The organism is Aquimarina sp. AD10 (assembly GCF_003443715.1).
Classification (GTDB): Bacteria; Bacteroidota; Bacteroidia; order Flavobacteriales; family Flavobacteriaceae; genus Aquimarina; species Aquimarina aggregata.
In genome coordinates, this window is the sequence record NZ_CP031965.1 from 5958976 (window position 1) to 5985000 (window position 26025).

The 26025-nt window shown below is 32.7% G+C and carries 18 protein-coding genes, 2 tRNA genes and 2 rRNA genes (1 of these 22 only partly in view); 5 read left to right on the forward strand and 17 right to left on the reverse strand.

The window, feature by feature from the left end:
- Nucleotides 1-87: 87 nt before the first annotated feature.
- From D1816_RS24880 to D1816_RS24905, 6 genes are all read right to left on the reverse strand, one after another.
- Nucleotides 88-819: a shikimate dehydrogenase gene (locus D1816_RS24880; RefSeq protein WP_118506106.1), complete on the reverse strand. Its 732-nt coding sequence runs from the start codon at nt 817-819 to the stop codon at nt 88-90.
- On the reverse strand, nt 816-1841 hold the full coding sequence (locus D1816_RS24885; protein ID WP_118506107.1) for a DUF368 domain-containing protein: 1026 nt from the start codon (nt 1839-1841) through the stop codon (nt 816-818). Before D1816_RS24885 ends, D1816_RS24880 begins: the two co-directional genes overlap by 4 nt.
- A 6-nt stretch (nt 1842-1847) precedes the next feature.
- Nucleotides 1848-2813, reverse strand: a complete 966-nt coding sequence (locus D1816_RS24890) for a DUF368 domain-containing protein (protein ID WP_118506108.1) — start codon at nt 2811-2813, stop codon at nt 1848-1850.
- Nucleotides 2814-2895: 82 nt separating this feature from the next.
- Entirely contained in the window at nt 2896-4287 is a 1392-nt protein-coding gene (locus tag D1816_RS24895) for a tetratricopeptide repeat protein (protein ID WP_066313658.1), read from the reverse strand.
- Between the two features lie 332 nt (nt 4288-4619).
- Nucleotides 4620-5810, reverse strand: coding sequence for an aspartate aminotransferase family protein (locus tag D1816_RS24900; protein ID WP_118506109.1), 1191 nt, complete (start codon nt 5808-5810; stop codon nt 4620-4622).
- 75 nt (nt 5811-5885) lie between these two features.
- The gene (locus D1816_RS24905) at nt 5886-7763 is read right to left on the reverse strand and encodes an OstA-like protein (protein ID WP_082832410.1); all 1878 of its coding nucleotides are present in this window, start codon (nt 7761-7763) and stop codon (nt 5886-5888) included.
- Nucleotides 7764-8255: 492 nt separating this feature from the next.
- Between D1816_RS24905 and D1816_RS24910 the strand changes: the two genes are divergently transcribed.
- Nucleotides 8256-9470: a PD40 domain-containing protein gene (locus D1816_RS24910; protein ID WP_162900352.1), complete on the forward strand. Its 1215-nt coding sequence runs from the start codon at nt 8256-8258 to the stop codon at nt 9468-9470.
- 142 nt (nt 9471-9612) lie between these two features.
- Here the strand turns inward: D1816_RS24910 and D1816_RS24915 are convergent, their stop codons facing one another.
- The 11 genes from D1816_RS24915 to thrS all read right to left on the reverse strand — a co-directional run bounded on the left by D1816_RS24915 (nt 9613) and on the right by thrS (nt 22706).
- Nucleotides 9613-10884: an adenylosuccinate synthase gene (locus tag D1816_RS24915; protein WP_066313651.1), complete on the reverse strand. Its 1272-nt coding sequence runs from the start codon at nt 10882-10884 to the stop codon at nt 9613-9615.
- Nucleotides 10885-10896: 12 nt separating this feature from the next.
- Nucleotides 10897-11352: a Fur family transcriptional regulator gene (locus tag D1816_RS24920; RefSeq protein ID WP_066313650.1), complete on the reverse strand. Its 456-nt coding sequence runs from the start codon at nt 11350-11352 to the stop codon at nt 10897-10899.
- A gap of 147 nt (nt 11353-11499) precedes the next feature.
- Nucleotides 11500-13713, reverse strand: a complete 2214-nt coding sequence (locus D1816_RS24925; protein WP_066313649.1) for a bifunctional (p)ppGpp synthetase/guanosine-3',5'-bis(diphosphate) 3'-pyrophosphohydrolase — start codon at nt 13711-13713, stop codon at nt 11500-11502.
- A 180-nt stretch (nt 13714-13893) separates the two neighbouring features.
- Nucleotides 13894-15126 (reverse strand): M48 family metallopeptidase, encoded by a 1233-nt coding sequence (locus D1816_RS24930; protein ID WP_118506111.1) that lies wholly within the window; start codon nt 15124-15126, stop codon nt 13894-13896.
- Nucleotides 15127-15222: 96 nt separating this feature from the next.
- Complete coding sequence (locus D1816_RS24935) at nt 15223-16032, reverse strand: RNA methyltransferase (RefSeq protein WP_118506112.1); 810 nt, start codon at nt 16030-16032, stop codon at nt 15223-15225.
- Nucleotides 16033-16077: 45 nt separating this feature from the next.
- Nucleotides 16078-18852 (reverse strand): ATP-binding protein, encoded by a 2775-nt coding sequence (locus tag D1816_RS24940; RefSeq protein WP_118506113.1) that lies wholly within the window; start codon nt 18850-18852, stop codon nt 16078-16080.
- Nucleotides 18853-18859: 7 nt separating this feature from the next.
- Nucleotides 18860-19264 (reverse strand): hypothetical protein, encoded by a 405-nt coding sequence (locus D1816_RS24945; protein ID WP_118506114.1) that lies wholly within the window; start codon nt 19262-19264, stop codon nt 18860-18862.
- A gap of 175 nt (nt 19265-19439) precedes the next feature.
- Nucleotides 19440-19784 (reverse strand): 50S ribosomal protein L20, encoded by a 345-nt coding sequence (rplT, locus tag D1816_RS24950; protein WP_066313640.1) that lies wholly within the window; start codon nt 19782-19784, stop codon nt 19440-19442.
- Nucleotides 19785-19907: 123 nt separating this feature from the next.
- Nucleotides 19908-20105, reverse strand: coding sequence for a 50S ribosomal protein L35 (gene rpmI, locus D1816_RS24955; RefSeq protein WP_027394180.1), 198 nt, complete (start codon nt 20103-20105; stop codon nt 19908-19910).
- A 61-nt stretch (nt 20106-20166) separates the two neighbouring features.
- Nucleotides 20167-20655, reverse strand: coding sequence for a translation initiation factor IF-3 (infC, locus tag D1816_RS24960; protein WP_106794916.1), 489 nt, complete (start codon nt 20653-20655; stop codon nt 20167-20169).
- A 104-nt stretch (nt 20656-20759) separates the two neighbouring features.
- Nucleotides 20760-22706, reverse strand: coding sequence for a threonine--tRNA ligase (thrS, locus tag D1816_RS24965; RefSeq protein WP_118506115.1), 1947 nt, complete (start codon nt 22704-22706; stop codon nt 20760-20762).
- Nucleotides 22707-23552: 846 nt separating this feature from the next.
- Between thrS and D1816_RS24970 the strand changes: the two genes are divergently transcribed.
- From D1816_RS24970 to D1816_RS24985, 4 genes are all read left to right on the forward strand, one after another.
- Nucleotides 23553-25074 (forward strand): 16S ribosomal RNA (locus D1816_RS24970).
- 140 nt (nt 25075-25214) lie between these two features.
- Nucleotides 25215-25288: transfer RNA gene (locus D1816_RS24975), tRNA-Ile, on the forward strand.
- 108 nt (nt 25289-25396) lie between these two features.
- Nucleotides 25397-25470: transfer RNA gene (locus D1816_RS24980), tRNA-Ala, on the forward strand.
- A 217-nt stretch (nt 25471-25687) separates the two neighbouring features.
- A 23S ribosomal RNA gene (locus tag D1816_RS24985) occupies nt 25688-26025 on the forward strand (it continues 2484 nt past the right edge of the window).
- Together the 16S and 23S rRNA genes with 2 tRNA genes alongside form the textbook arrangement of a ribosomal RNA operon.

A 26025-nucleotide genomic window follows, 5' to 3' on the forward strand; every position in this document is an offset into this window, starting at 1 on the left:
ATTAGAAAACCTCAAAGTTATTGAAGCGTTTTAGGAACTTCTTGTGTTTATAGCAGATTGTTATCTTACTGGGAGGACGTCTGAAAATTAGGAGTTCCAGATCTCCCATGATTTTTGAGCTTGAAGAATTAACATTTGAAGTCCATTTGATACTTTTGCTCCTTTTTCTTTTCCTTTTTTCATAAAAGTGGTCTCAGCGGGATTATAAATTAAATCAAAGAAAACATGATTTTTGGTAATGTATTCATATGGGATATTTGGGAAATCTTCAATGTTTGGATGAGTGCCTAAAGGAGTACAGTTGATAACTAGTTTATATTCATTCATGATATCTTCATCCAGATCGATATAACTTAACTCATTAAAATCAGGATTTCTAGAGACAAAAGTATGTGTTATACCTAGCTTATCTAGTGCGTAAGCAATCGCTTTTGAGGCGCCACCTGTACCTAATATTAAAGCTTTTTTAATGGATTTGTTTAGTAATGGTTTTAGTGCTTCTGTAAAACCATAATAATCACTATTAAATCCAGTTAGTTTTTTATCTTTTTCAAATTTAATAACGTTGACGGCTCCAATTTCTTTGGCAACAGTATCTAAATTATCCAAATAGGATACTATTTCTTCTTTGTATGGGATTGTAACATTTAATCCCTGTATTGAAGGATCATTAATAATTTCTTTAAAACTTTCTATTTGTTTCAGGTCAAAATTATTGTATTCACAATCAAGGTTTTCTTTTGTAAATTTTTCAGTAAAAAAACCTTTAGAAAATGAATACCCAATATCTCTACCTAATAATCCGTAAATTTTTTTCATTTTGAAATTTTAGAAGTCTTTTGCCCATACCATTCTAACCATAAAACAATACCAATACCAATACCAATAGAAAAAATCCCGAAGTAGGTTTCTGCAATTGCAAAATCAGGAAAATATCGATCGTAATTATCTAGTATAGGATCGCCTAGCGCATCGATTTGAACATTCCCCATTGTATCTGTTTTATACACTTTATCTTTCCATGGCCAAACTACACCAAGAGAACCTGAAATAAAACCAATTATGGATGCAAAAGTCGCATTTTTAAAATGTTTAAGTACATAGCCTAAAAAATGAGATAAGGTTACTAAACCTGTTAGCGAACCAAGACTAAATATTACTAATACTTGCAATAATCTTATTCGTTGTGTATTGTCTACAAAAGAAAAATCCCATTGAATGATATCAGCAATAGTATCATACAATGCGTTTACAGAGTCTACCAATAATAAGACATAATTGCCAAGTAAAATTAGAATAAAAGATCCTGACAATCCTGGTAGTGTCATTCCTGAAACGCCAATTATACCGCATACAAAAACAAAAAATAGGTTGTCATTTTCTTTTGCAGGGTCAAGCAGACTAATGCTTACTCCAACAATTATACTAATGATGATGATACATATGTTTTTTTTACTCCAATCATCAAAATCTTTAACTATATAGTAAATTGAGCCGATAATCATTCCAAAAAAGGCGGCCCATACATAAAGTTCATAATGTATAATAAGGTAATCAAGAATTTTTGAAACGCTAAAATAGCTGATAAGCATTCCTAATATCAATAACCCAAGAAATCTACCGTTTATATATCGCCAGAAACTCTTGAATCTAAAATTGATAAAAAGTTTAAACGCTTTAAAATTTATTTTTTGAAGTGAGTAAATAAATTCTTCATAAAACCCGGCAACAAAAGCTACGACTCCTCCTGAAACACCAGGTACTTTATTAGCTGCACCCATTGCTAACCCTTTTATGACTAGAAAAAGTCTATCACTAAAAGTTCGAGTACTTTGTTGCATTATATATTAATTAGCTTTTTTGTTTGCTAAACGTTCTAATATTAAAATTAAAAGAAAACCAACACAAACAAGGAGCAAAACCAATAAGATTTTTGGATCTCCTTCAAAGTTATTTGGTAAAATACTTTTTTCTATAAGTGGAACTTTAATTCCTTCAGAATTTGTTCTCCAAGATAACACTTCTTTCCATGGCCATAGTTTATTTAATGATCCAATCATGAAACCTGTTAGAATTGCCAGAGTAACATTTTTATGGTTCTTAAACATCCAGTTTAAAATTCTGGAGAATAATTTTAAACCTGTGATAGCGCCTAAAGCTATAATAATCAGCTTAATAATAGCTTGTGTTAAAATATCAATATCAAAATTAACTAAACCGTCTCTTAGTTGATTTAAAATATCAATAAACGTCTGATAAGCTCCTAATATCAATAAAATAAACGCACCAGAAACGCCTGGTAATATCATTGCTATAATAGCTATAAATCCACAAAAAAGTAGATACCAGTTACTATCTGGTGATGCCAAGGGTTCTGCAAGTGTTATGAAATAAGATAATATGCCGGTTATTAAAATGCTTAACCATACTTTGGGTTTAAAACTAGTAATTTGTTTTCCTATGTAAACAATACTAGCTAAAACTAATCCAAAGAAAAAAGCCCAAAGTAATAGAGGTTCATTATGAAGTAGCCATTTAATTAGCTTAGCAAGAGATAAAATGCTAATAGCAATCCCTAAAAATAGTGTGGATAAAAAAGAAAGATTGTATGCTTTCCAAGCATTTAAAAAACCTTCTTTTTTCCAAGTAGAAAAGAATGAGAAGTCTAACTTATTTATAGTTTCGATTAACTCTTCATAGATTCCTGAGACAAAAGCGATTGTCCCTCCAGAAACACCAGGAACAACATCTGCTGCTCCCATTGCTAATCCTTTAATTGAAATAATTAGGTAGTCCTTAAGACTTCTCCGCATTTTTTTAGTTTTAAGTATTGATCAAAACAAATGTATGGATTTTTGCGAAGCCTTATTATAGAAAAAAATGTCTTTTTTGTTATTATTTATATTCTGAAATAATATTTTTCACTAAACTTAAATTAAATACTTTATCAAAAAGTTCTTCTAAAACTATATGATATTCATAATCTAATTCAAGTGCTTTTCTTATATGGTGCTCTCCCTTGTCATAATCTTGATTTTCATAATAGATCCCAGCCAGCCTAAATTGAACTTCAGCATTATCAGGATAAAACTCTATAGCTTGAAACAAGTTTTGTAAAGCTGCGTCTGATTCTCCAAGAAATCTAAGAATATCTGATCGACTTAACCAAGTTTCTAGTTCATAATTACCAAGTTCTAGCGCTTTGCGATATCCTCTTTCTGCTTCTTCAAAAAAATCAAGTTTGTTATTTATTTTGGCATATCTTTTCCAATACAAAACGTTTTCTGCATCTATACTAATGGCTTTATTTGTATAATACAGTGCCTTTTGGTAATTGCGTTTGCGTAAATAGAAATCGGTTATGGCAATCCATCCTTTGTCTAATAAAGGATCTTCATGTACGGTTTTGGAATAATGTTGAATGGCCAAATCGTCATTCCCCAATCTTTCAAAACACTTTCCAATTCGTAGTAATGCAAAAGAGGTCGGGTCATCTAATTCAAGAGTTATTCGATAATTTTCGATAGCCTCATTATAGCGTTTTAGTTTTTCTAAAACTTTCCCTTTTTCTAAATATGCACCTATAAAATACTCATCACTGATGATAGCAAAATCAAATGCTGCTAATGCTTTTTTGTAATCTTTCAAATCATAATATTGTTTCCCTACTTGATGCCAAGCAACTTCACAATATGGGTTTTTATCAAGATACATGTTAAGGTATTCAATAGCATCTTCATGCTGTTCTAGAAAGTCAAAACAATAAATAATATTATATAAAGCTGAATAATCATGATCATCGGCTTCAAGGCATTTCATGAAACTAACCTTAGCGTTTTCAAAATCATCCATAAACAAATACTCCATACCTATTAAAGAAAAGACATCTGCTTCATCATTAGTATACTTTAATGCAATGTTAAGAAGTTCTATGGCTCTAAAATGTTCATTTTTCTTTGAAAGAATATTAGCTTTTTGAATATAAATTTCTTCATTTTCTGGTTCAATTGCATGTAATTGAGCCAAGAGATTATCTGCTTTGTCCAAGCGATCTTCAAATACCATTACTTCAACTTGTAGTAATTTCAAGTTTACAGAAGATGGATGTTGTGAAAGACCCAAAGATATTGCCTTTTTGGCTTTAGCAATTTTCCCATTTTCTAGATAGTGATGAATAATAGATTCAAATTCGTCAGAATCAAAAAACTTAACATCATTAGATCTCAGCATAGACTCGTATCGAGTAATAGAGAAATTATTTTCTTCTTCTTCGTGGTTAAATTTCATACACGTTGATTAGAGATGCTCAATAAATAGTAAAAGTAGTATAAATATCTGTTTTGCTTTCCCAAACGATTGAGGATATTTGATAACTTTATTAAACGTAATTTATTTTCGCATTATTGATTTCCTCAGTATTAAAATTACAAATGAATTTGTACGTTTGAACTTTAGTCATCATTTGTTTTTAACAAACTAATTAACAAAATACATACCATTCATAAAAAAATGATCATGAGTTTATTTTTTATTGGCCAATATGTCTTAAGAATTTTTGTGAAAAGAAGTGTTATTCAACTAAATATAGTAAATTTTAGTCAACTTTTCAAGTTAACAGATCATTTATTAAGCTCATTAATTTGATCTAAAACACTTAAGAGAATGGCGCAACCTTCTTTGATTTCTTCAACAGAAATGGTCAACGGAGGTGTGATTCGTACTGCTTTTGACTCGAACAAGAGCCAAAACAGGATTAATCCTTTCTCTTGACAAAGCATTATTATTCGATTTGTGATCTCCTCTGAAGGAGTTATACAAGCTAACATTAAACCAATACCTCTAATCTCTGTAATTAGTGGATGTACAAGTATTGATCTAAATAGTTTTTCTTTTTCTAATACCTCTGCCATTACGTCACTTTCTGTAAGTTCCTGTAATGTTGCCAAAGCAGCAGATGCAATGACAGGATTTCCTCCAAATGTTGTAATATGACCTAATTTGGGGTTGTCTTGCAATTGATCCATCATTTCAGAGGAAGCTGTAAACGCTCCAATCGGAAGACCCCCGCCCATTCCTTTTCCGAGGACAAGTATATCAGGCACTATGTTATAGTTTTGAAAACCAAAAAGAGTACCTGTTCTACCAAATCCTGGTTGGATTTCGTCTAAAATTAATAAAGCACCTACTTCATCACAGCGTTTCCTAACTTTTTGCAAATAATTATTTTTTGGAATTATAAAACCGGCTCCGCCTTGTATTGTTTCTAACAAGACAGCCGCAGTGTTTTCTGTTATCTGAGATAGATCACCTTCAAAATTAAAATTAATAAAGCTTACATCAGGAAGTAATGGTCTAAAAGCTCTTTTGCGTTCTTCATACCCCATTACACTCATTGATCCCATAGTGTTACCGTGATAGGCTAGATTGGCTGCAATAATTTGACTGCGACCTGTTACTCTTCTTGCCAGTTTAAGAGATCCTTCGATAGCTTCGGTTCCTGAATTGGTTAAATAAGTTTTTTCTAGAGAAGGGGGGAGGTGATGTGCTAAAAGTTTTGTTAATGTTACTGCTGGTTGCTGGATATATTCACCATAAACCATAACATGCAAGTACTTATCTAATTGTTCTTGTATGGCTTTTATTACTCTTGGATGTCTATGTCCTAGACTGCAGGCCGATACACCAGCTACAAAATCAAGATATTTTTTACCATTAGTAGCATAAATATAAGATCCTACAGCATGTGAAATTTCCATTGCTAAAGGATGTGGACTTGTTTGTGCTTGGTATTTAAAAAAATCTTCCTTCAAGAGTATTTAAGGTATGTGAAATTTTATTGAAAAAAATAATTAGATTTATAACAATTAGATATATACTACTAGCTTCTAATTGTTAGATAAACTTTTTGTACTATCCTTAAGTTTACTTGCCTGCTTTAGGGTAGTCACAGTGATACTATCTCTTTGTCTAGCTGTTCGTTGTAAATCTAGATCAATTGAGGATGTTTTCTTTTTACTTTTTTTATTTTCTTCTTTGAGATCTTCTTTGATTTCTTTTTTAGAAGGAATAGAATCTAACTCTTCATTGGTCTCTTTTAATTCGGCATCCTTAAGTTCTTGTTCTAGTAGACGTGATCCTTCAGATTTGTTTTCTTCTATACGTTTTACTGTTTCTTCATCAAAGAAATCAGCTTCATCTTTTGGCAATGGGATACCTTTTATTTTTGTCAGAACGGGAGGGCTTTCTCCTCTAAAAAGATCAGCTTTACTAGTAATACGTTCTTCTCCACGCCACAAAAACCCAGAAAGTTCACGAGCATTTTCAGGAAGATCAATTTCTCTATATAAAGTACCATCAACATTTTGATAATAGTATACATCTTCTATTTCTCGATTATTAAGTAACAATCGTATAGAACTGGATAATACTTTGTTGATACCTATTAATTTTAAATCACCTTCACTCTCCCTTTGATAGAAAACAGTTTCGGTATTTTTATCTATATCTACTTGATAAATCTCATTATCTTTAAACAAACCATATAGTGTTTGTCCTTTGACTTGATTGTATCCTGCTTTTAAGGTGTCTTCTTGAGCAAGAAAAGCATTTTGATAGACGACCAAAGAATCAAGTTTTTCGGTCTCGTTATTAGAAATGATTTTTATGGTATCTCCTGTCATTTGATTTCTTTGCGCCCATAAAATTGGTCTACCTATCATTTTTGTGTAACCTGTAGTTTGATCAACATTGATAGAATCACTTTTACCACTCATATTGATTTTATAGATTCTTACATCATAAAAGCCATTCATGATTCTGTTTTCGGGTTTACCAGTAACCATTAATGTATCACTATGTATAAAAATAGAATCTTTTTCTTGTAATGTTGCGGCTAGTGCTCTTTTGGTAATAAATACAGAATCCTTGTCTTTGAATACTTCGGCATAATGTCCAGTAATAATCGAATTATTTGCTGTATCTAGTACTTTTATATTATTAGTTGCCGATGCAAATTGCACAGCACTATTATAAAATATACTATCTCCAAAAACAGTACGATTATCATAATCGATTCTTGCATTTTTAATTGCATACCCTGTTTTTACTTCGGTATCATAAAAACCTCTTTCGCAGTATAAAGTACTTTCTTTTCCTTTTACAGTTGATGGTCCGTATATATAGACATGGTTGGCATCTGGGAAATAATCTAATCGATCAGAATCAATAGTGTTTTCAGGATTTACAATTTTTACATTAGTGTTAAATGAAAATTGATTTCTATCCATGAAATGACGACCAATCTTACTAGTAAGTGTTGTATTTGCAGAATCTTTAACTGTACCTCCACTACGATAGTAGGCTTGTTGTTTTAATCTATCAAAAAATAAAGTATCTGTACGCAATGTATTCGATGGGGTTTCCATAAATACATCATCTCTGGCATAGGCAAATTGAGTGTTTCCATTATACTCTGCATATTTGCTGGTCATGGTCAAGGTATCTCCTTGCTTTATAATCACATTACCAAGTGCTTTTACAAATTTATCCTCGCCGTAATGAACTGCCTGATCACACCAAATTTCAACACCTTCGTGTTGCATGTATACCTGCTTATCCACTTTTGCTAAAATTGTGGCTCCAGGAAATCTGTCTTGGTCTTTAATAGTTCGGTCAGATTGTACCTTTATTTGTTTTGCTTCTTGAGCCATAGTGACTGCAGAAAACAAAAGAATAAGAGTTATATAGATGAATTTGTATTTCAAGTGTTCTTAATTTGTTTGCAAAATAACGAAAATTGTTACTAATGATTGTTGCTGTTTATGTAAAATAACGGTCTTCTTGTTTTAAATACTTATGAATACCTTTAATGTTACGTATTTTTTGAATATCATTTTTTGAATTAATTAATATTTGGTTGAGAATTATGAATAATCGATATTTTTTTTGAGTCCATTTTCCGAATAATTAAAGGGGTTGAAGAGGGTTTTAATGTGATTCTAAAAAAAATAAAAAAGAATTTTACGAATTTTTAACACTTGATTTGATTAAGCATCAGTACATTGCAAGAGGAAACAACAAAAGAATACGATCAATGCTATGGGGATAGCATTTCTTAAACTTTATTTTTTTTAGAATTATTAAATACTGTTAATGACTAGTTATTTTAATTAGTCAACTTAGAGGTATTATGATTTTTTTTAAAGAAACTTAAAGATGAGATCGAAATAGAAATAACAAAAAACTAATGTATGTTTTTGGGGAAAAACTTCAATAGGCTGTTTTTTTTGTTTTTTTGGGGAGCTGTATTTTCACAAGAAGTACAGTATAGGGAAATAGTTGATACTTATATAAGTTATGCTCTTGTTGACGATAACAAAGTATATACAGGTGATGTTAATATAGAGCCTGCAATTATAAAAGTATATGAAGAAGATAAAGTGCTATCTGAGAGTTTTTTAAATAATTATGAAACAAAAGGTAGAAACGAATCTTATGTATGTTTATTGAATTCTCTAACAGTAAAAGAAAAAAAGTCAAAGAATTTTGTGCTAAATATTTTGAAAATAAATTCAAAAGGTTCGGATTATGCTCCTAGTTTTTATAATGGAGAGTTAATTTTTGCATCTTCAAGAGATGTTAATAGTATCTCTAAAACTTTTGATGCGTTAAATAATCAACCTTTTTTGGACTTATATAAGACTATAGAAATTAATAATCAGCAAAGAGTTAGAAAATTAAAGGGAAAAATTAATTCTAAATTTCATGAATCTTCGGCGGTTTTTACTCAAGATAAAAAAACAGTTTATTTCACCAGGAATAACTACTCGAAGAAGAAATATGGGACAAATGATGAAGGTGTTGTTTTATTAAAAATTTATAGAGCTAGTTATTACGAAGGAAAATGGAGAGATGTAGAAGAATTACCTTTCAATAGTGATGATTATTCTATTGCTCATCCAGCATTGTCCCCTGATGGAAAACATCTTTTTTTTGCTAGTGATATGCCGGGTAGTTTTGGTAAATCTGATTTGTATAAGGTTGATATATATGAAGACGGTAATTTTGGAACACCAGTTAATTTAGGAGAAAGAATAAATACAAAAGAAAGAGAAACTTTTCCTTATGTAAGTGATAAGGGGAACTTGTTTTTTGCGAGCAATGGCCATAGTGGTTTTGGAGGTTTAGATATTTTCATGACACTACCAAACAAGGACGGAAATATCGAAGTTTATAATCTAGGAAAACCAATTAATAGCGAAAAGGACGATTTTACTTTTATAATTAATGAAGAACATAAAACAGGATATTTAGCTAGTAATCGTGACGGAGGAAAAGGGGATGATGATATTTATGGTTTTAAACAACTAGTTTCTTTTCCTAAACAATACAATAATAGATTAAGAGGGGTTAAAAAAATTGAAAGAGTTATTGATTTAAAAATAACAACAGAAGAAATAACCTCGTGGTAATCTAACAGAATATGCCATTATGGTGAAGAGTAATAGTAAAACGAATTATAATATTTGTGTTACTATTTTAGTTAGCTGAAAAAGCCGTTAAATTTAATTTAACGGCTTTTGTAATTAATTATAGTATTGTCGTATTTTGAAACTACCTATGTATTGTTTGCGTTCTATCTGGACCTACAGATACAATAGTAATAGGAGTTTCTAACTCTTTTTCAAGAAAGTCGATATATTCATTTAACTCCTTTGGCAATTCAGAAGCTTCTGTCATTCCTGTAAGATCTTCTGACCAACCTTTCATTTCAGTATAGATTGGAGTTACATTTTCTGGTTCGATATTGTATGGTAAGTGTGTAATTGTTTCGCCTTGATATTTGTAAGCAGTACATACTTTTAGTGTTTCAAATCCACTTAACACATCGCCTTTCATCATCATTAACTTAGTAACCCCATTAACATGTACAGCGTATTTTAGTGCTACAAGATCTAACCAGCCACAACGTCTTGGTCTTCCTGTTGTTGCTCCAAATTCATTACCAACTTTAGCCATTGTCTCACCATCTTTATCAAATAGTTCAGTAGGAAAAGGACCGCTACCTACTCGTGTTGTATAGGCCTTAAAAATACCAAAAACATCTTTAATTTTATTAGGAGCAATCCCTAAACCGGTACAAGCACCGGCTGCCGTTGTATTAGAAGAAGTCACAAATGGATAAGTACCAAAATCAATATCTAATAATGATCCTTGAGCTCCTTCAGCAAGAATTGTTTTTCCTTCTTTTTGCGCTTTATGAAGATATTCTTCACTGTCAATAAAAGTTAGTGATTTTAATACCTTTACAGCTTCAAAAAACTCACGTTCTAATTCTTCTAAGTCATACTCGATTTTAGCATCATAGAAGTCAATCATAGCTTCATGTTTATTAGCTAAGTTTCTATAACGATCTTTCCAGTTACTAAGTTCAAGGTCTCCCACTCGAATACCATTTCTACCCGTCTTATCCATATAAGTGGGACCTATACCTTTTAGGGTTGAGCCTATTTTAGCTTTACCTTTAGAAGCTTCTGAGGCGGCATCTAAAATTCTATGAGTTGGAAGTATTAAATGTGCTTTTCTAGAAATTAAAAGCTTTGATTTATAGTCTAAATTAAATTTATTTAGATTATCTAATTCTTTTTTGAAAATAACAGGGTCTATTACAACTCCATTTCCAACCAAATTAATGGCTTTGTCATGAAAAATTCCACTAGGAATAGTGTGTAATACATGTTTGATTCCATCAAATTCCAAAGTATGCCCGGCATTTGGACCACCTTGAAATCTAGCAATTATATCATAATCTTTTGTAAGAACGTCTACAATTTTCCCTTTCCCTTCGTCTCCCCATTGAAGACCAAGCAATAAATTTACCGCCATTAGTTGTGTTGATTAGTTTGATTTCTTTTTAGTTCCGTAGAAATACAAAGAGTGATTTGTAATATCTACATCAAAAATTTCTTCTATTGTTTTTTTTATAGATTGAATTCTAGGGTCACAAAACTCAAGAACGTCACCACTATCTGTTAGAATAAGGTGATCATGTTGTCTATCAAAATATGATTTTTCATATTGTGCTTGATTTTGACCAAATTGATGTTTTCTAACCAATTTACACTCTAATAAAAGCTCGATAGTGTTATATAGCGTAGCACGACTAACCCTATAGTTTTTGTTTTTCATTTTAATATATAAAGATTCTATATCAAAATGTTCGTCACTTTCGTAAATTTCTTGAAGTATAGCGTATCGTTCTGGTGTTTTTCTATGACCATTTTCTTCTAAGAAGCTGGTAAACACATTTTTAACGATAACTTGATCGTTTTGTGTAGTTGCTTTAGTACTCATACGTTTAAAAAAGCAAAGTTACATTATTTTTTATTAGCCCCCTAACTGCATTGAAGGAATTAAATAAGATATTATTTTATCATAATTTTTAATGCTACAATAATGCATGCATATATCGAATTTCTAAAGCTATTGTTTAGATATCTATTATTCTCGAATAACCTTATCGATACCATTTATTTTAGTAAGACTTTTTATTACTGTTTTTAGAGTATTTTTATTTTTAACACCTACAGTAATTTTACCGGTAAAAACACCGTCGTTTGTATCAAAATTCATGTTGTAAATGGCAAGATGCATATTGTTAGATATAATTTGAGTTACTTCATTAACAACACCAATATTATCAATTCCATTAAGTCTTATAACGGCTTTAAATTCTTCTTGGCTAGAATCTATCCATTTTGATTGCATGATTCTATAGGCATAGTTACTTTGCAATTGTAAAGCATTTGGACAATTGTTTTTATGGACTTTTATACCTTCGTTAACGGTAACAAAGCCAAATACATCATCTCCAGGAATAGGGTTACAACAATTTGATAATTTATATTCTAACTTTTCCAGATCTTTACCAAATACTAAGAGATCATATTTAGAGGTTATCTCTTCTTTATTTACATCTTTTATATTACCTCTTCTAATTCTATTTTTAATAAAATTCATAAAGACATTGCTTCTTGTTGTAGCAAATTCTTTAATTTTTTTATTATCAATGGTTCCAATACCAACTCTATAAAATAAATCTAAACTGGTTTTTAGTTTGAAATATAGTACAAGTTCATTAACCACTTTTTCACTCATGGTAATTTTTTGAGAGCGAAGCTTACGTTTCAAGATCACTTTACCATCCTCGGCAATTTGTTTTTTCTCATCACGTAGAGCTGATTTTATCCTGGAACGTGCTCTTGCAGTGGTCGCATAATCTAACCAGTTAGAAGATGGTTTTGATTTTGTTGAAGTAATAATCTCTACTTGATCCCCACTTTTTAACTCATGGCTTAAGGGTACTAATTTACCATTAACCCTTGAACCTCTAGTTTTTAGCCCGATTTCTGTATGAACGCTAAAACCAAAATCAAGAGCAGTTGCCCCTTTGGGTAATGATTTTAAATCTCCTTCAGGGGTAAAAACAAATATTTCTTTGGCATATAGATTTAGTTTAAATTCCTCTACAAAATCTACAGCATTGGCCTCAGAGTTTTCTAATGCCTCTTGTAGTCTATTTAGCCAATCATCCAGGCCTTGATCTTGTTGTTGCTCTTCTTTGTTTTTGTATTTATAATGTGCTGCGTATCCTTTTTCTGCAATTTCATGCATGCGTTCACTTCGGATCTGGACTTCTACCCACCTACTATCTGGACCAATAACAGTGATGTGAAGTGCCTCGTAACCTGTGGTTTTTGGTTGATTAATCCAATCTCGCAATCGAATTGGATTAGGTCTATAATAATCAGTAACAATAGAATAGATTTTCCACGCTACAAACTTTTCATTTTCAGTGTCCGAATCTGACTTATATATTATTCGTATCGCGAACTTGTCATACACCTCGTCAAAAGAGACGTTTTGCTTAACCATTTTTCTTCGGATAGAAAATATGGATTTAGGTCTACCTTTGATTTCATAATTTAGCCCTTCTTTATCGAGTCCTTCACGGATGCGATCAGAAAACCTTTTGATATAAGCATCTTGTTCTTCTTTACTTTCTTTTATTTTTTCAAGAATATCTCTGTAGACATCAGGTTCTGTATACTTTAAACCTAGGTCTTCGAGTTCAGTCTTAATGTTGTAAAGTCCTATTCTATGTGCTAAAGGTGCGTAAATAAATAATGTTTCAGAAGCAATTTTAACTTGCTTATCAGGTCGCATAGCGTCCATGGTTTGCATGTTATGTAGACGGTCTGCAATTTTAATAATGATAACACGGATATCATCATTAAGTGTAAGTAGCATTTTTCTGAAATTCTCTGCCTGAAGAGATATATCTCTATCTTTCTTTAAAGAAGAAATTTTAGTTAAACCATCAACAATACGTGCTATGGTTTCACCAAACATTTGTTCGATGTCGACTAATGTATATTCTGTATCTTCGACAACATCATGTAGTAGCGCTGCAGCAATTGAAGTTGCATCAAGACCAATTTCACTTGCAACTATTTTGGCAACAGCTATCGGGTGAAAAATATAAGCTTCACCACTTTTTCTTCGTTGCTCTTTATGAGCATCAACGGCAATGTCGAATGCTTGTCGTATAAGTGCCTTGTCTTCCTTAGAAAGATCTCTGTAACTAATACGCAGCAATTCTTTATATTGCTTAGCTATTTGTTTATTTTCTTCTTCTATAGCAGCTTCAGTCATAATACGTAATTTTTTATGAAAGCCCTATTCAATACTGTGTGAACTATTCTCCCTTTGCAATAAATAATCTGACAAAAATTATACCTTAAATTATATATGTTAATTAAAGTGTAAACATGACATATATTTATTAAATGTACAATTAAGAATTGTAATGAGCAAGTACTTGAACACTGGATTTTATTCTCTTAAATTTTTTATTCTCTGTAAAAGAGTTGGGTGTGAATAATGTATAAATACCATTGCAGGGTGGGGGGTCAGGTTGCTAAAATTGTTTTTTGAAAGTTTCTTCAAACTACTTATCAAAGCTTCTTTGTTATATGTGTTTTTGGCATAGTTATCTGCTTGGTATTCAAAAGTTCTTGAAACTATGTTCATTACAAGGCCAGTAATCTCAGAAATTGGACTATACAAAACTCCAAATGCAACTAAACCCACATGAAAAGAGGGCACGCTAACGTTAAGTGCTTCTGATAATAATGGATTAGCGATAAAAAGAGATAAAAACCATAAAGTCAATCCTGTTAGTAATATTGATAATAATAAGTTAGCGATAACATGTTTTTTCTTAAAATGCCCAACTTCATGGGCAAGAACCGCTACGATTTCTTCATTATCCAGATCTTTAATTAACGTGTCATATAATGTAATTCTTTTTTCACTTCCAAAACCAGAAAAATATGCATTTGCCTTAGTACTTCTTTTAGAGCCATCAATCACATAAATGTCTTTTAACTGAAAACCAACTTTTTTAGAATACGCTTCTATAATATTTCTTAGTTCTCCAGGTTCCAGCGGGGTTTGTTTATTAAATATAGGAACAATAAGTCTGGCATAGAACATATTCATAGCAAGCGTGAAAATTGAAATTAATGCTAAAGCATACATCCAAAAATGTTTTCCAGTGATTTCATAAAACCATATAATTAATGATAAAAGAGCACCACCAACGATAATCATCATAATGATACTTTTAATTTTATCTACAAAAAAGGTTTTTAAAGATGTTTTATTAAAACCAAATTTTTCTTCGATTACAAAAGTTTGATAGTAAGAAGTTGGTGTAGAAAGGATATCACTTCCTATCATTATAATTCCAAAAAAAATGAGACCAATAACAATTGAATTGTCAGAAAGACTTCGGGCTATATTATCTACCCAGGCAAAGCCATCAAGAAAGAAAAACAATAACATAATAAAAAGTGATATAGTCGAAGAAAATATCTTGAATTTATAGTTTGCTTTTTTATATGCTATAGATTTTAAATATTCGTCTTTTGGGTAAACATCAGATAATTCTTCGGGTATCTTATCATCATAATGATTTGCATTTAGAACATCCAAAAGGGTGTCTATTAAAAATACAATAACGACGATAGCAACTAATAGGTAAAATAGGGAAATAGGGGTCATCGGTTAATAGCAATTAGTAGTTTAAGTATTTGGGATTTACGGGGTAGGTGGAAAGATAATACTTTTTAATCTATTTGTTTAATAATTTATTAATCTTTATTTAATGAAATTACGCTGGCGTTTTGCTTCAAAAATTAAAATTCCCGCCGCAACAGATACATTCATTGAATCTATACTACCGCCCATTGGTATTTTTATATTTTGGGAAGTATTTTGTAAAAACTCACTGCTTAGACCTGTAGCTTCTGTGCCTACTACAATGGCTGTTGGGGTTGTGTAATTTTGTGTGTGATAATCCTGAGAGGATTGTAATGCCGCGCCATAGATTTCGATATTTTGTTGTTTTAAAAATGTAATAATGTCTGATGTAGTACCTGTAGCAATTTTATTGGTAAAAACACACCCTACACTTGATCTAATAATATTTGGATTATACATATCTGTTTTAGGATTGGCGATAAAAACAGCATCTAGATTAGCGGCATCTGCTGTGCGTAGCAGAGCACCAATATTACCAGGTTTTTCAGGAGCTTCGGTAACAAGAATTAAAGGGTTTTTTGAAGATAATTTAAAACTGTTTATGTCTAAATCCTTAGCTAGGGCAACTGCCAATATTCCTTCTGTAGTACTGCGATATGCAAGCTTTTGATATATTTCTAGAGAGATTTCAAATATAGATGTTTTTTGGTCTCTTTGGTTTGTTAGGGTTGAAGCTTCCTCGAATGAAATTATTGAAGGACAATAGTATATTTGAGTAATTGAATAATCTCCTTTTAGGGCTAAAGAGATTTCACGAACTCCTTCAATTATAAAACATTTTTCCTTTTTACGAACGCGTGATTTTTCTTTCAGTTGATTAAGAAACTTGATTCTAGTGTTTTGAAAGCTTTTGATCTGATTTTGCATAACTGCAAATATACTAATAGGATTCAGAATTTTATTTTAAGAGATTCAAGAATCCAACTCTTTTATTGATAGTTTAATATCTTTTATAATCTGAGGAAAAGATTCTTCTAATTGTTTAAATAATTCTAGAATCACCTTTGAATCGTTATTTTGAGCAGAATTTTGTTCAATTTTTTGTAATAGTTGAGTTTGGTGGCTTAATCCAATAGTTTTAAAGCTTGATTTGAGTTTGTGCGCTATTTGTTTAGAAGTAACCATGTCATTTTGATACACAGCATCTTTTAATTTTTGATAATCTAAAGGTGTTTCATCAATAAATATTTGAAGAACACTTTGTATGATCTCCTTATCGTTATCAAAGGTTTTCTTTAAGAAAGAAAGGTCACAGGTTTTTATTGAAGAAGAATTTACTAAATTCTTTACTGGTGACACTTCTGTTTTTATCGAGGTTCTTCCTTTAATACCTTTTGGTTGTAGGCTAAAAAGCACTTCTTCAAGAGCTTTTTCACTTAAAGGTTTAGTAAGATAGAAATCCATTCCAGAAGCAATTGCCTTCTTTTTTGATTCAGGAAATACATCGGCAGAACAAGCAATTATAGGGATTTGTTTTATTGCTGCGTTAGGGGATTTTCTTATTTTCATTGCAGTTTCTGGGCCATCCATTACTGGCATATGCATATCCATTAAAATTAAATCATAGACACTATGCTCTATTTTTTCTAGAGCTATTTTTCCGTTTTCAGCAAGATGAACTTCAATATTCCAATTTAAGAGTAATTGTTTTAAGAAAAATTGGTTCATTTTATTGTCTTCCACGACTAGAACTCTCATTCCTGAAATATCAGTTGTATCCTGATTTGAGATGATGCTTTTTTGATTCTTTTCTGTAGATTTAAACTGACTTTTAGTGTATTGTATTGAAAATTGGAAAACAGAACCTATACCAGGTTTACTTTTGGCTTTTAGTTTTCCACCTTGTAATTCTATTAACTGTTTTGAAATTGATAAGCCCAAGCCAGTCCCTTCTATTTTGTTTTTTCCTGGCTTGTGTACTTGATAAAAACTTTCAAAAATACTAGCTAACTTGTCTTTAGGTATACCAACCCCTGTATCTTTGACCGCAAAGTTCAGTGTGATTTGGTTTTTAAGTATTTTACCAACAGTTATCTCAATAGTGACTTTGCCCTCATGGGTGAATTTTATAGCATTTCCTAGTAAATTAATTAAAATTTGATTTAACCTAAGTTGATCACCAATAATAAACTTTGGTACTTCTGGGGCGATATCCACAGTGTAATCGATACCTTTTTCATCAGCTTTGATTCTAAACCCTCTAGATAAATTATGTATGAGCTCTAGTACATTAAAATCAGTATTATGTAAAGTGAGTTTTCCGGCTTCAATTTTAGAAAAATCAAGAATATCATTGATTAAAACTAAAAGATTTTCTGCAGAAAACTGGATGCCATCGAGATTTTTTTTATCTACTTGTGGAGTGCTAAAATCACTTTTTTGTAAAATTCCGGTTAATCCTAAAATTACATTCAAAGGTGTTCTGATTTCATGACTCATATTCGATAAAAAAGCAGATTTAGCTTTTGCAGATTTTTCAGCAATTACTTTTGCTTCTCTAATTTCATTATCAATAACTTTTTTGCTAGTAATGTCTCTAAAAAAAGCATTAAATAAGAAATCTTCTTTAGTTTTAATTGCTATGATCGTAAGTTCTATATGTACTACGGTTCCATTAATTCTATTTACAGAAGTTTCAACTCTCTTGTTAATTAATTCATCAGTTCCTGTTTTAATATAATTACTAAAGCTGTTTTGTAAAGCGTATCTAAGTTTACGTGGCACTAGAGAATAAACACTTCGTCCTATGGTCTCTTCTCTTTTTAGTTCAAGTATATTCTCGGCCTGATTGTTCCAGTTTAAAACGGTCCCATTACTATTTACTAAAATCACTCCGTCCATAGCGGTCTCAAGAATGGTCGTGTTAAGATGTTCTATATGTTTTAAATCTTCTTCTACTTTTTTTCTTTCTATAATTTCTTTCGTCAATCGCTCATTAATTTCTTCCATGCTGTACAATTGTTTCTGAAGCATTTTAAGCATTTGTTGTTTGCTTGGGAAATTTATGAGATCTTTTGCCAAAATTTCTTCGGGAATAACATTTAATATTCCTGTAAAAGAATCCAATAAGTGGTACGACTGAAAATAGGATTTGTAAATGAGTAAGTAAATATTAGTAATAGCATTAATTCCTAGGCTATTTTTAATTCGCTGAAAAATCTCTGTAGAATATTCTAATAGTTTTTTTCGCTCTTTTATTAAATCTATAGTTTTGAAATTATAATCGGTATGAAGATAATTTTTAATGTTAACTATTTTTGGATCATTGTTGCCTCCAACAAGCTCCTCGGATTTCACCAGTACGCTAAAAAGAAATGTTCTGCATAATGTGAGTTCTTGTTCTGAAGAGGATTGAAATATCAAATAAAAATTCTCGTAAGTATTCAAAAAGGCGTATCGCTCAATGATTTTATCTCTTATTATTTTTGAACTTAATTGATTAATTATATTCTTCTCAACAATGTGTTCTTCAAATAGCAGATATAATTCGGGTAAGAATTCTTTCTTTTTAGATAATGAGTAGGTATCAAAAATTTTAGCTTTTGCTTTCAGATTAGTTGCATTAGCGGGTATGTCGATTTGTTTCCACAAAAAATTAATAAGATCATTGATGTCCTGTTCTTCTTTATTTCCTGTTGGATCAATTCTATTTTTGGATATTATTTTTTTAAACCAATTTGCGATCATCTAAGGGTCATATTTTGCTGGCTCTGTATATTTTGAAAAAACCTAATGCAGATAATCCCCATGTAAGAATTAGAGCAATAAACCAGATATAATTACCAAAGGTGTCGCCAAATATGTTTTTGAAGATATTATAATCAAAAATATGAGCGATTTGCATATGTAAGTGACCTAAAGCCATTACAACAAAACCCCAGGCAAGAAGTGTCATTCCAGAGCCAAATTTTCCCCCTTTTAATCTTGTAGCCGTTAGAAAGCTAAAAATTAGAGCTATAGCAAGAAAGGGCATTTCTAGTAAACCAAAAATTTGTTCTGAACCTAGTTTAGTACTATGATGTGTACTTTGTTCCTGTGCAAACAAAGTTTGATTAATGAATAATACTCCGAAAGTAATTAAAAAGTAGTGTTTCTTCATATAAGTCGAGTTTGTTTAAAAGTAATGAAAAAATGCGGGTTCGCCATGGATTTAATGGATTAAATACTTGTTTTATCGACTAAGTGTGTTTTTTAAGGAATTGATATAAAAAAAACCCGCTTTTTCAAGCAGGTTTTAAACAAGTGAGATTGTATAGTTTTATTAAAAAAGATTACTATTTTACTTTTTCCACAATCGCTTTAAAAGCTTCAGGGTTGTTCATCGCTAAATCTGCTAAAACCTTACGGTTTAACTCTATGTTATTAGCTTTAACTTTACCCATAAATTGAGAATAAGACATACCATATGTACGAGCACCTGCGTTAATACGAGTGATCCATAAAGCACGGAAAGTTCTCTTTTTATTTCTACGGTCTCTATACGAATATTGCATCGCTTTATCCACCGCATTTTTTGCTACTGTCCAAACGTTTTTACGACGTCCAAAGTAACCTTTTGCTTGCTTAAGAACTTTTTTTCTTCTAGCTCTCTTTGCAACAGAATTTACTGATCTTGGCATAATTTTAAATTTTTTAGTAGTAGGCGATCTTAATTAGATACTTTATTTTTATAGTTTGTAATTTTACTTTTATAAAAGCCTAACTCCTGGGTTTATAATAATTCTAACCTGATTAGGGATTAATTACTTTAAACGTAATTGTTCCTTAATACTATTTTCATCGCTTTTGTGCACTAATGTTGAGTGCGTCAAAGCAAGCTTACGTTTTTTAGATTTTTTTGTCAATATATGACTCTTAAAAGCGTGCTTTCTTTTGATTTTACCAGTTCCGGTAAGCTTAAAACGCTTCTTAGCACTGGATTTTGTTTTCATTTTAGGCATTGTATCCTTGTTTTTATAATCTCACTTATTATCTTCAAATGCTATAAAATAGCTCTTTACTTTATTTCTTAGGTGCGATAAACATTATCATTCGTTTACCTTCAAGTTTAGGCATTTGTTCTACTTTACCATACTCTTCTAATTCTTGTGCAAGTCTAAGTAGTAATATCTGACCTTGATCTTTGTAAATTATAGAACGACCTTTAAAGAAAACATAAGCTTTTAGTTTAGCACCTTCGCTAAGAAATTTAATAGCATGTTTCTTTTTAAATTCATAATCATGCTCATCGGTGTTGGGACCGAATCTAATTTCTTTAATAACAACTTTGGTGGCTTTAGATTTTAAAGCTTTGTCTCTTTTTTTCTGTTCATAAAGGAATTTTTTATAATCCATTATTTTACAAACAGGTGGCACAGCTTTAGGTGAAATCTCTACAAGATCTAGCTCTTGCTCTTCGGCAAGTTGTAATGCTTTCTTGGTTGGATACACTCCAACTTCAACATTATCACCTACAAGACGTACTTCATCAACTCGTATTTTATGATTGATTCTGTGAGCATCTTCTTTGATTACTCTTAGTGGTTTTTGAGACCTTCTTCTTCTTATTGCTATGACTTCAAAATTTAAATTAAACTTATTTTTTTATTTATTTCTTATCCGTTAAACGGTTTTAAGGTTTTATTTATTTCTTCTTTTACGATTTCAGAAAATTCATCAATAGATATAGCTCCTAAATCTTCTCCTCCATGTTTTCTAACAGATATCGTGTTATCAGTAGCTTCTTGTTCCCCAATGATGATAATATAAGGAAATTTATTCATTTCAGCTTCTCTGATCTTTTTACCTATTGTCTCATTTCTATGATCGGCAAGGGCGCGAATTTCGTCATTTTCTAACAAATTTAAAACTTTTTCAGAGTATTTTTCATATTTCTCACTGATAGAGAGAATAATAGCTTGTTCTGGCATCAGCCAAAGTGGGAAGTTACCTCCCGTATGTTCTAGTAAAATAGCTATAAATCTTTCCAAGCTTCCAAAAGGAGCTCTATGAATCATAACAGGTCTGTGCAATTCGTTATCATTACCTTTATAAGTAAGGTCAAAGCGTTCGGGTAAATTGTAATCTACCTGGATTGTTCCTAGTTGCCAACTTCTACCTAACGCATCCTTAACCATAAAATCGAGTTTTGGACCATAAAAAGCTGCTTCTCCACTTTCAATTATATAATTTAAGCCTTTGTCCTTTGCGGCACTTATAATAGCGTTTTCAGCTTTTTCCCAATTTGCAACATCTCCAATATACTTAGTTGGGTTGTCAAGATCTCTAACAGAGACTTGAGCTGTGAAATTCTCAAAACCTAATGAACCGAATACATATAAAACAAGATCGATTACTTTCTTAAACTCCTCGTCTAATTGGTCTGGAGTACAAAAAATATGAGCATCATCTTGAGTGAATCCTCTTACTCTTGTTAGTCCATGTAATTCACCACTTTGTTCATATCTATAAACTGTACCAAACTCAGCATATCTTTTAGGTAAATCTCTGTATGACCATGGTCCGCTATTATATATTTCACAATGGTGAGGACAATTCATGGGTTTTAAAAGAAATTCTTCACCATCAGCAGGAGTATTTATAGGTTGAAAACTATCTTCTCCATATTTAGCATAATGACCAGAGGTAACATATAACTCTTTTTGACCGATATGAGGTGTCATTACCATTTCATAACCTGCTTTTTTCTGTGCTTTTTTTAGAAATTGTTCTAAACGTTCTCTAAGCGCTGCTCCTTTAGGAAGCCAAAGAGGTAATCCTTGACCTACCCTTGATGAAAACGTAAAAAGATTGAGCTCTTTGCCAAGTTTTCTGTGATCTCTTTTTTTTGCTTCTTCTAGTAATTCTAAATATTCTTTTAACTCTTTTTGTTTAGGGAAAGATGTTCCGTAAACTCTTGTTAGTTGCTTATTGTTCTCGTCTCCTCTCCAATAAGCTCCGGCAACACTCATGATTTTTACAGCTTTTATGATCCCTGTATTGGGTATGTGCCCTCCACGGCATAAATCTGAAAAAGTATCATGATCACAAAAAGTAATTGTTCCGTCTTCAAGGTTTTCAATTAACTCTACTTTGTATTCATTGCCTTCTTGTTTGTATTTTGCTAATGCATCTGCTTTTGTAACAGATCTCATTTTGAAATCATGCTTACCTCTGGCAATTTCTAACATTTTATCTTCAATTGTTTTGAAGTCTTTTTCAGAAATAGTCTTATCTCCAAGATCTACATCATAATAAAAACCGTTATCAATTGCCGGTCCAATAGATAATTTTACACCAGGATATAATTGCTCTAGAGCTTGTGCTAAAACATGCGATGTAGAATGTCTAAAAGCTGTTTTACCTTCATCATCTCTCCATGTATATAGAATAAGACTACCGTCTGTTGTTAATAGGGTAGAGGTTTCAATAACAGTTCCATTAAATTTTGCAGAAATCACGTTTCTTGCAAAACCTTCACTAATATCTTTTGCTACATCTAAAGCGCTTACTGCGCTACTGTATTCTCTAACCGAGCCATCAGGCAACGTAATCTTGATCATTCTTTATGTAATTAAGGATGCAAAGATAATACGATATTAAAGTTCATACAATAGTAGTATGCATATTTAATGTATTAAATTATGATTATGTTGGTAAACTACATTGATTAAAGGGTAAGAGGTGCAGAATTATTTATGTCGTCTTATTATGATGCCTATATATTAAGGAGGTTGTCAATCTTGGGTTTTGTTCGGTGAATGATAAGAAATAATTTTTTTTAATGTAACATCTAAGTTATTAAGGAGTTAAGAAAATATTAAAAAAAACATTAAAAAAGTCATTGTCGAATAGTTTTATGTGTGTAGATTTGCGCCCTCGAAACGGGGTAATATGTTTCGGGTAGTTCATTGAGATTTGGTTTTATTTTTGGGTTAAAAAAACTTTATTTTTTTTCTATGAAATAGCTTGTCAGAATAAAAAAGGGTTGTATGTTTGCATCCGCTAAGCTCGAGGGCTTAGGAGTTCATTGAGAGTTTTGTTTTGGTTAGGGATTTAGGAAAAAGTTTTTTAAAAATAATTTCAAAAAAGCTTTGTAGAATAAAAAAGGGTTGTATATTTGCATCCGCTTAGCGAAACAGAGCGAGTTCGTAAAAATAATTATAATGGTTTTCTACTGATAATTTAGGTAGAATTGGGGTTCGATTCCTTAGGTAATAACAAGAGTAATTTTGGCTACTAGATGTGGTTTTAGATTGCTAAGAAAGTTCATAGACATATTGATTGACAGCGCGTATTTAGCTATTTTATTTATAGGATAGTTAATACATACGAAATTAAAGACTAGAATCATTTAGAGATACGATTATAATTCCGTTGTATTGTTTTCAAATAATATTTAAAGACAAACGATGAAGAGTTTGATCCTGGCTCAGGATGAACGCTAGCGGCAGGCTTAACACATGCAAGTCGAGGGGTAACATAAGTGCTTGCACTTGATGACGACCGGCGCACGGGTGCGTAACGCGTATAGAACCTACCTTATAGTAAGGGATAGCCCAGAGAAATTTGGATTAATACCTTATAGTATTATTGATTGGCATCGATTAATAATTAAAGATTTATTGCTATAAGATGGCTATGCGTTCTATTAGCTAGTTGGTATGGTAACGGCATACCAAGGCTACGATAGATAGGGGTCCTGAGAGGGAGATCCCCCACACTGGTACTGAGACACGGACCAGACTCCTACGGGAGGCAGCAGTGAGGAATATTGGACAATGGAGGCAACTCTGATCCAGCCATGCCGCGTGTAGGAAGACTGCCCTATGGGTTGTAAACTACTTTTATAGAGGAAGAAACCCCGATATGTATATCGGTCTGACGGTACTCTACGAATAAGGATCGGCTAACTCCGTGCCAGCAGCCGCGGTAATACGGAGGATCCAAGCGTTATCCGGAATCATTGGGTTTAAAGGGTCCGTAGGCGGTTTTGTAAGTCAGTGGTGAAAGTTTTCGGCTCAACCGGAAAATTGCCATTGATACTGCAAGACTTGAATTATTGTGAAGTGGTTAGAATGTGTAGTGTAGCGGTGAAATGCATAGATATTACACAGAATACCGATTGCGAAGGCAGATCACTAACAATATATTGACGCTAAGGGACGAAAGCGTGGGTAGCGAACAGGATTAGATACCCTGGTAGTCCACGCCGTAAACGATGGTTACTAGCTGTTCGGACTTCGGTCTGAGTGGCTAAGCGAAAGTGATAAGTAACCCACCTGGGGAGTACGTTCGCAAGAATGAAACTCAAAGGAATTGACGGGGGCCCGCACAAGCGGTGGAGCATGTGGTTTAATTCGATGATACGCGAGGAACCTTACCAGGGCTTAAATGTAGATTGACAGGTTTAGAGATAGACTTTTCTTCGGACAATTTACAAGGTGCTGCATGGTTGTCGTCAGCTCGTGCCGTGAGGTGTCAGGTTAAGTCCTATAACGAGCGCAACCCCTGTTGTTAGTTGCCATCGAGTAATGTCGGGAACTCTAACAAGACTGCCGGTGCAAACCGCGAGGAAGGTGGGGATGACGTCAAATCATCACGGCCCTTACGTCCTGGGCCACACACGTGCTACAATGGTAGGTACAGAGAGCAGCCACTGGGTGACCAGGAGCGAATCTATAAAGCCTATCACAGTTCGGATCGGAGTCTGCAACTCGACTCCGTGAAGCTGGAATCGCTAGTAATCGGATATCAGCCATGATCCGGTGAATACGTTCCCGGGCCTTGTACACACCGCCCGTCAAGCCATGGAAGCTGGGGGTACCTGAAGTCCGTCACCGTAAGGAGCGGCCTAGGGTAAAACTGGTAACTGGGGCTAAGTCGTAACAAGGTAGCCGTACCGGAAGGTGCGGCTGGAACACCTCCTTTCTAGAGAAAATGTGATACGATGGAATGTATCTTTGATTTTTTTAGTCTTTAGTGCTGTTAATTAATACAATAGTTGTTAGTTATTGGTTGTAGTTTTAATAAGCTACATAAGATAGACCATCAACGGTCAACTATGAAGAAGTCTCATAGCTCAGCTGGTTAGAGCGCTACACTGATAATGTAGAGGTCGGCAGTTCGAGTCTGCCTGAGACTACTGTACTACAAGTTTAGTATACGTTCATTATTTATTTATTGAGAAAGGAAATTTTAGAAGTTGTGCTACTTGTCAACTATAATGGCTAGCGGCCACTTATAGAAAGACGGGGGATTAGCTCAGCTGGCTAGAGCGCCTGCCTTGCACGCAGGAGGTCATCGGTTCGACTCCGATATTCTCCACAATTCTTTAGATATAAGGATTGATAGTTTATAAAACACAGGATTCATGAATTGAAAGCGTTTTTATGATCATCATTTTTATATTGTTTACAAGAAAAACGTTCATTGACATATTGATTTAAAAATACGAGCACATATTAATAATATGTGATAATAAAAGAGTGATATTAATCTTTGGATTGATATCAAAAAACTAAAAGAGCAAGTTAAGCAAGACGCATAAGCTAATTAAGGGCGTATGGGGAATGCCTAGGCTCTCAGAGGCGATGAAGGACGTGATAAGCTGCGAAAAGCTGCGGGGACTGGCACATACAGACTGATCCGCAGATATCCGAATGGGGCAACCCAGTATGTTGAAGACATATTATCCTTTCGAGGAGGCGAACCCGGAGAACTGAAACATCTAAGTACCCGGAGGAGAAGAAAACAAAAGTGATTCCGTTAGTAGTGGCGAGCGAACGCGGACTAGCCCAAACCATATTTGTTACGGCAGATGTGGGGTTGTAGGACTACGATATTTGAACTATAATGAATTAGAACACTTTGGAAAGAGTG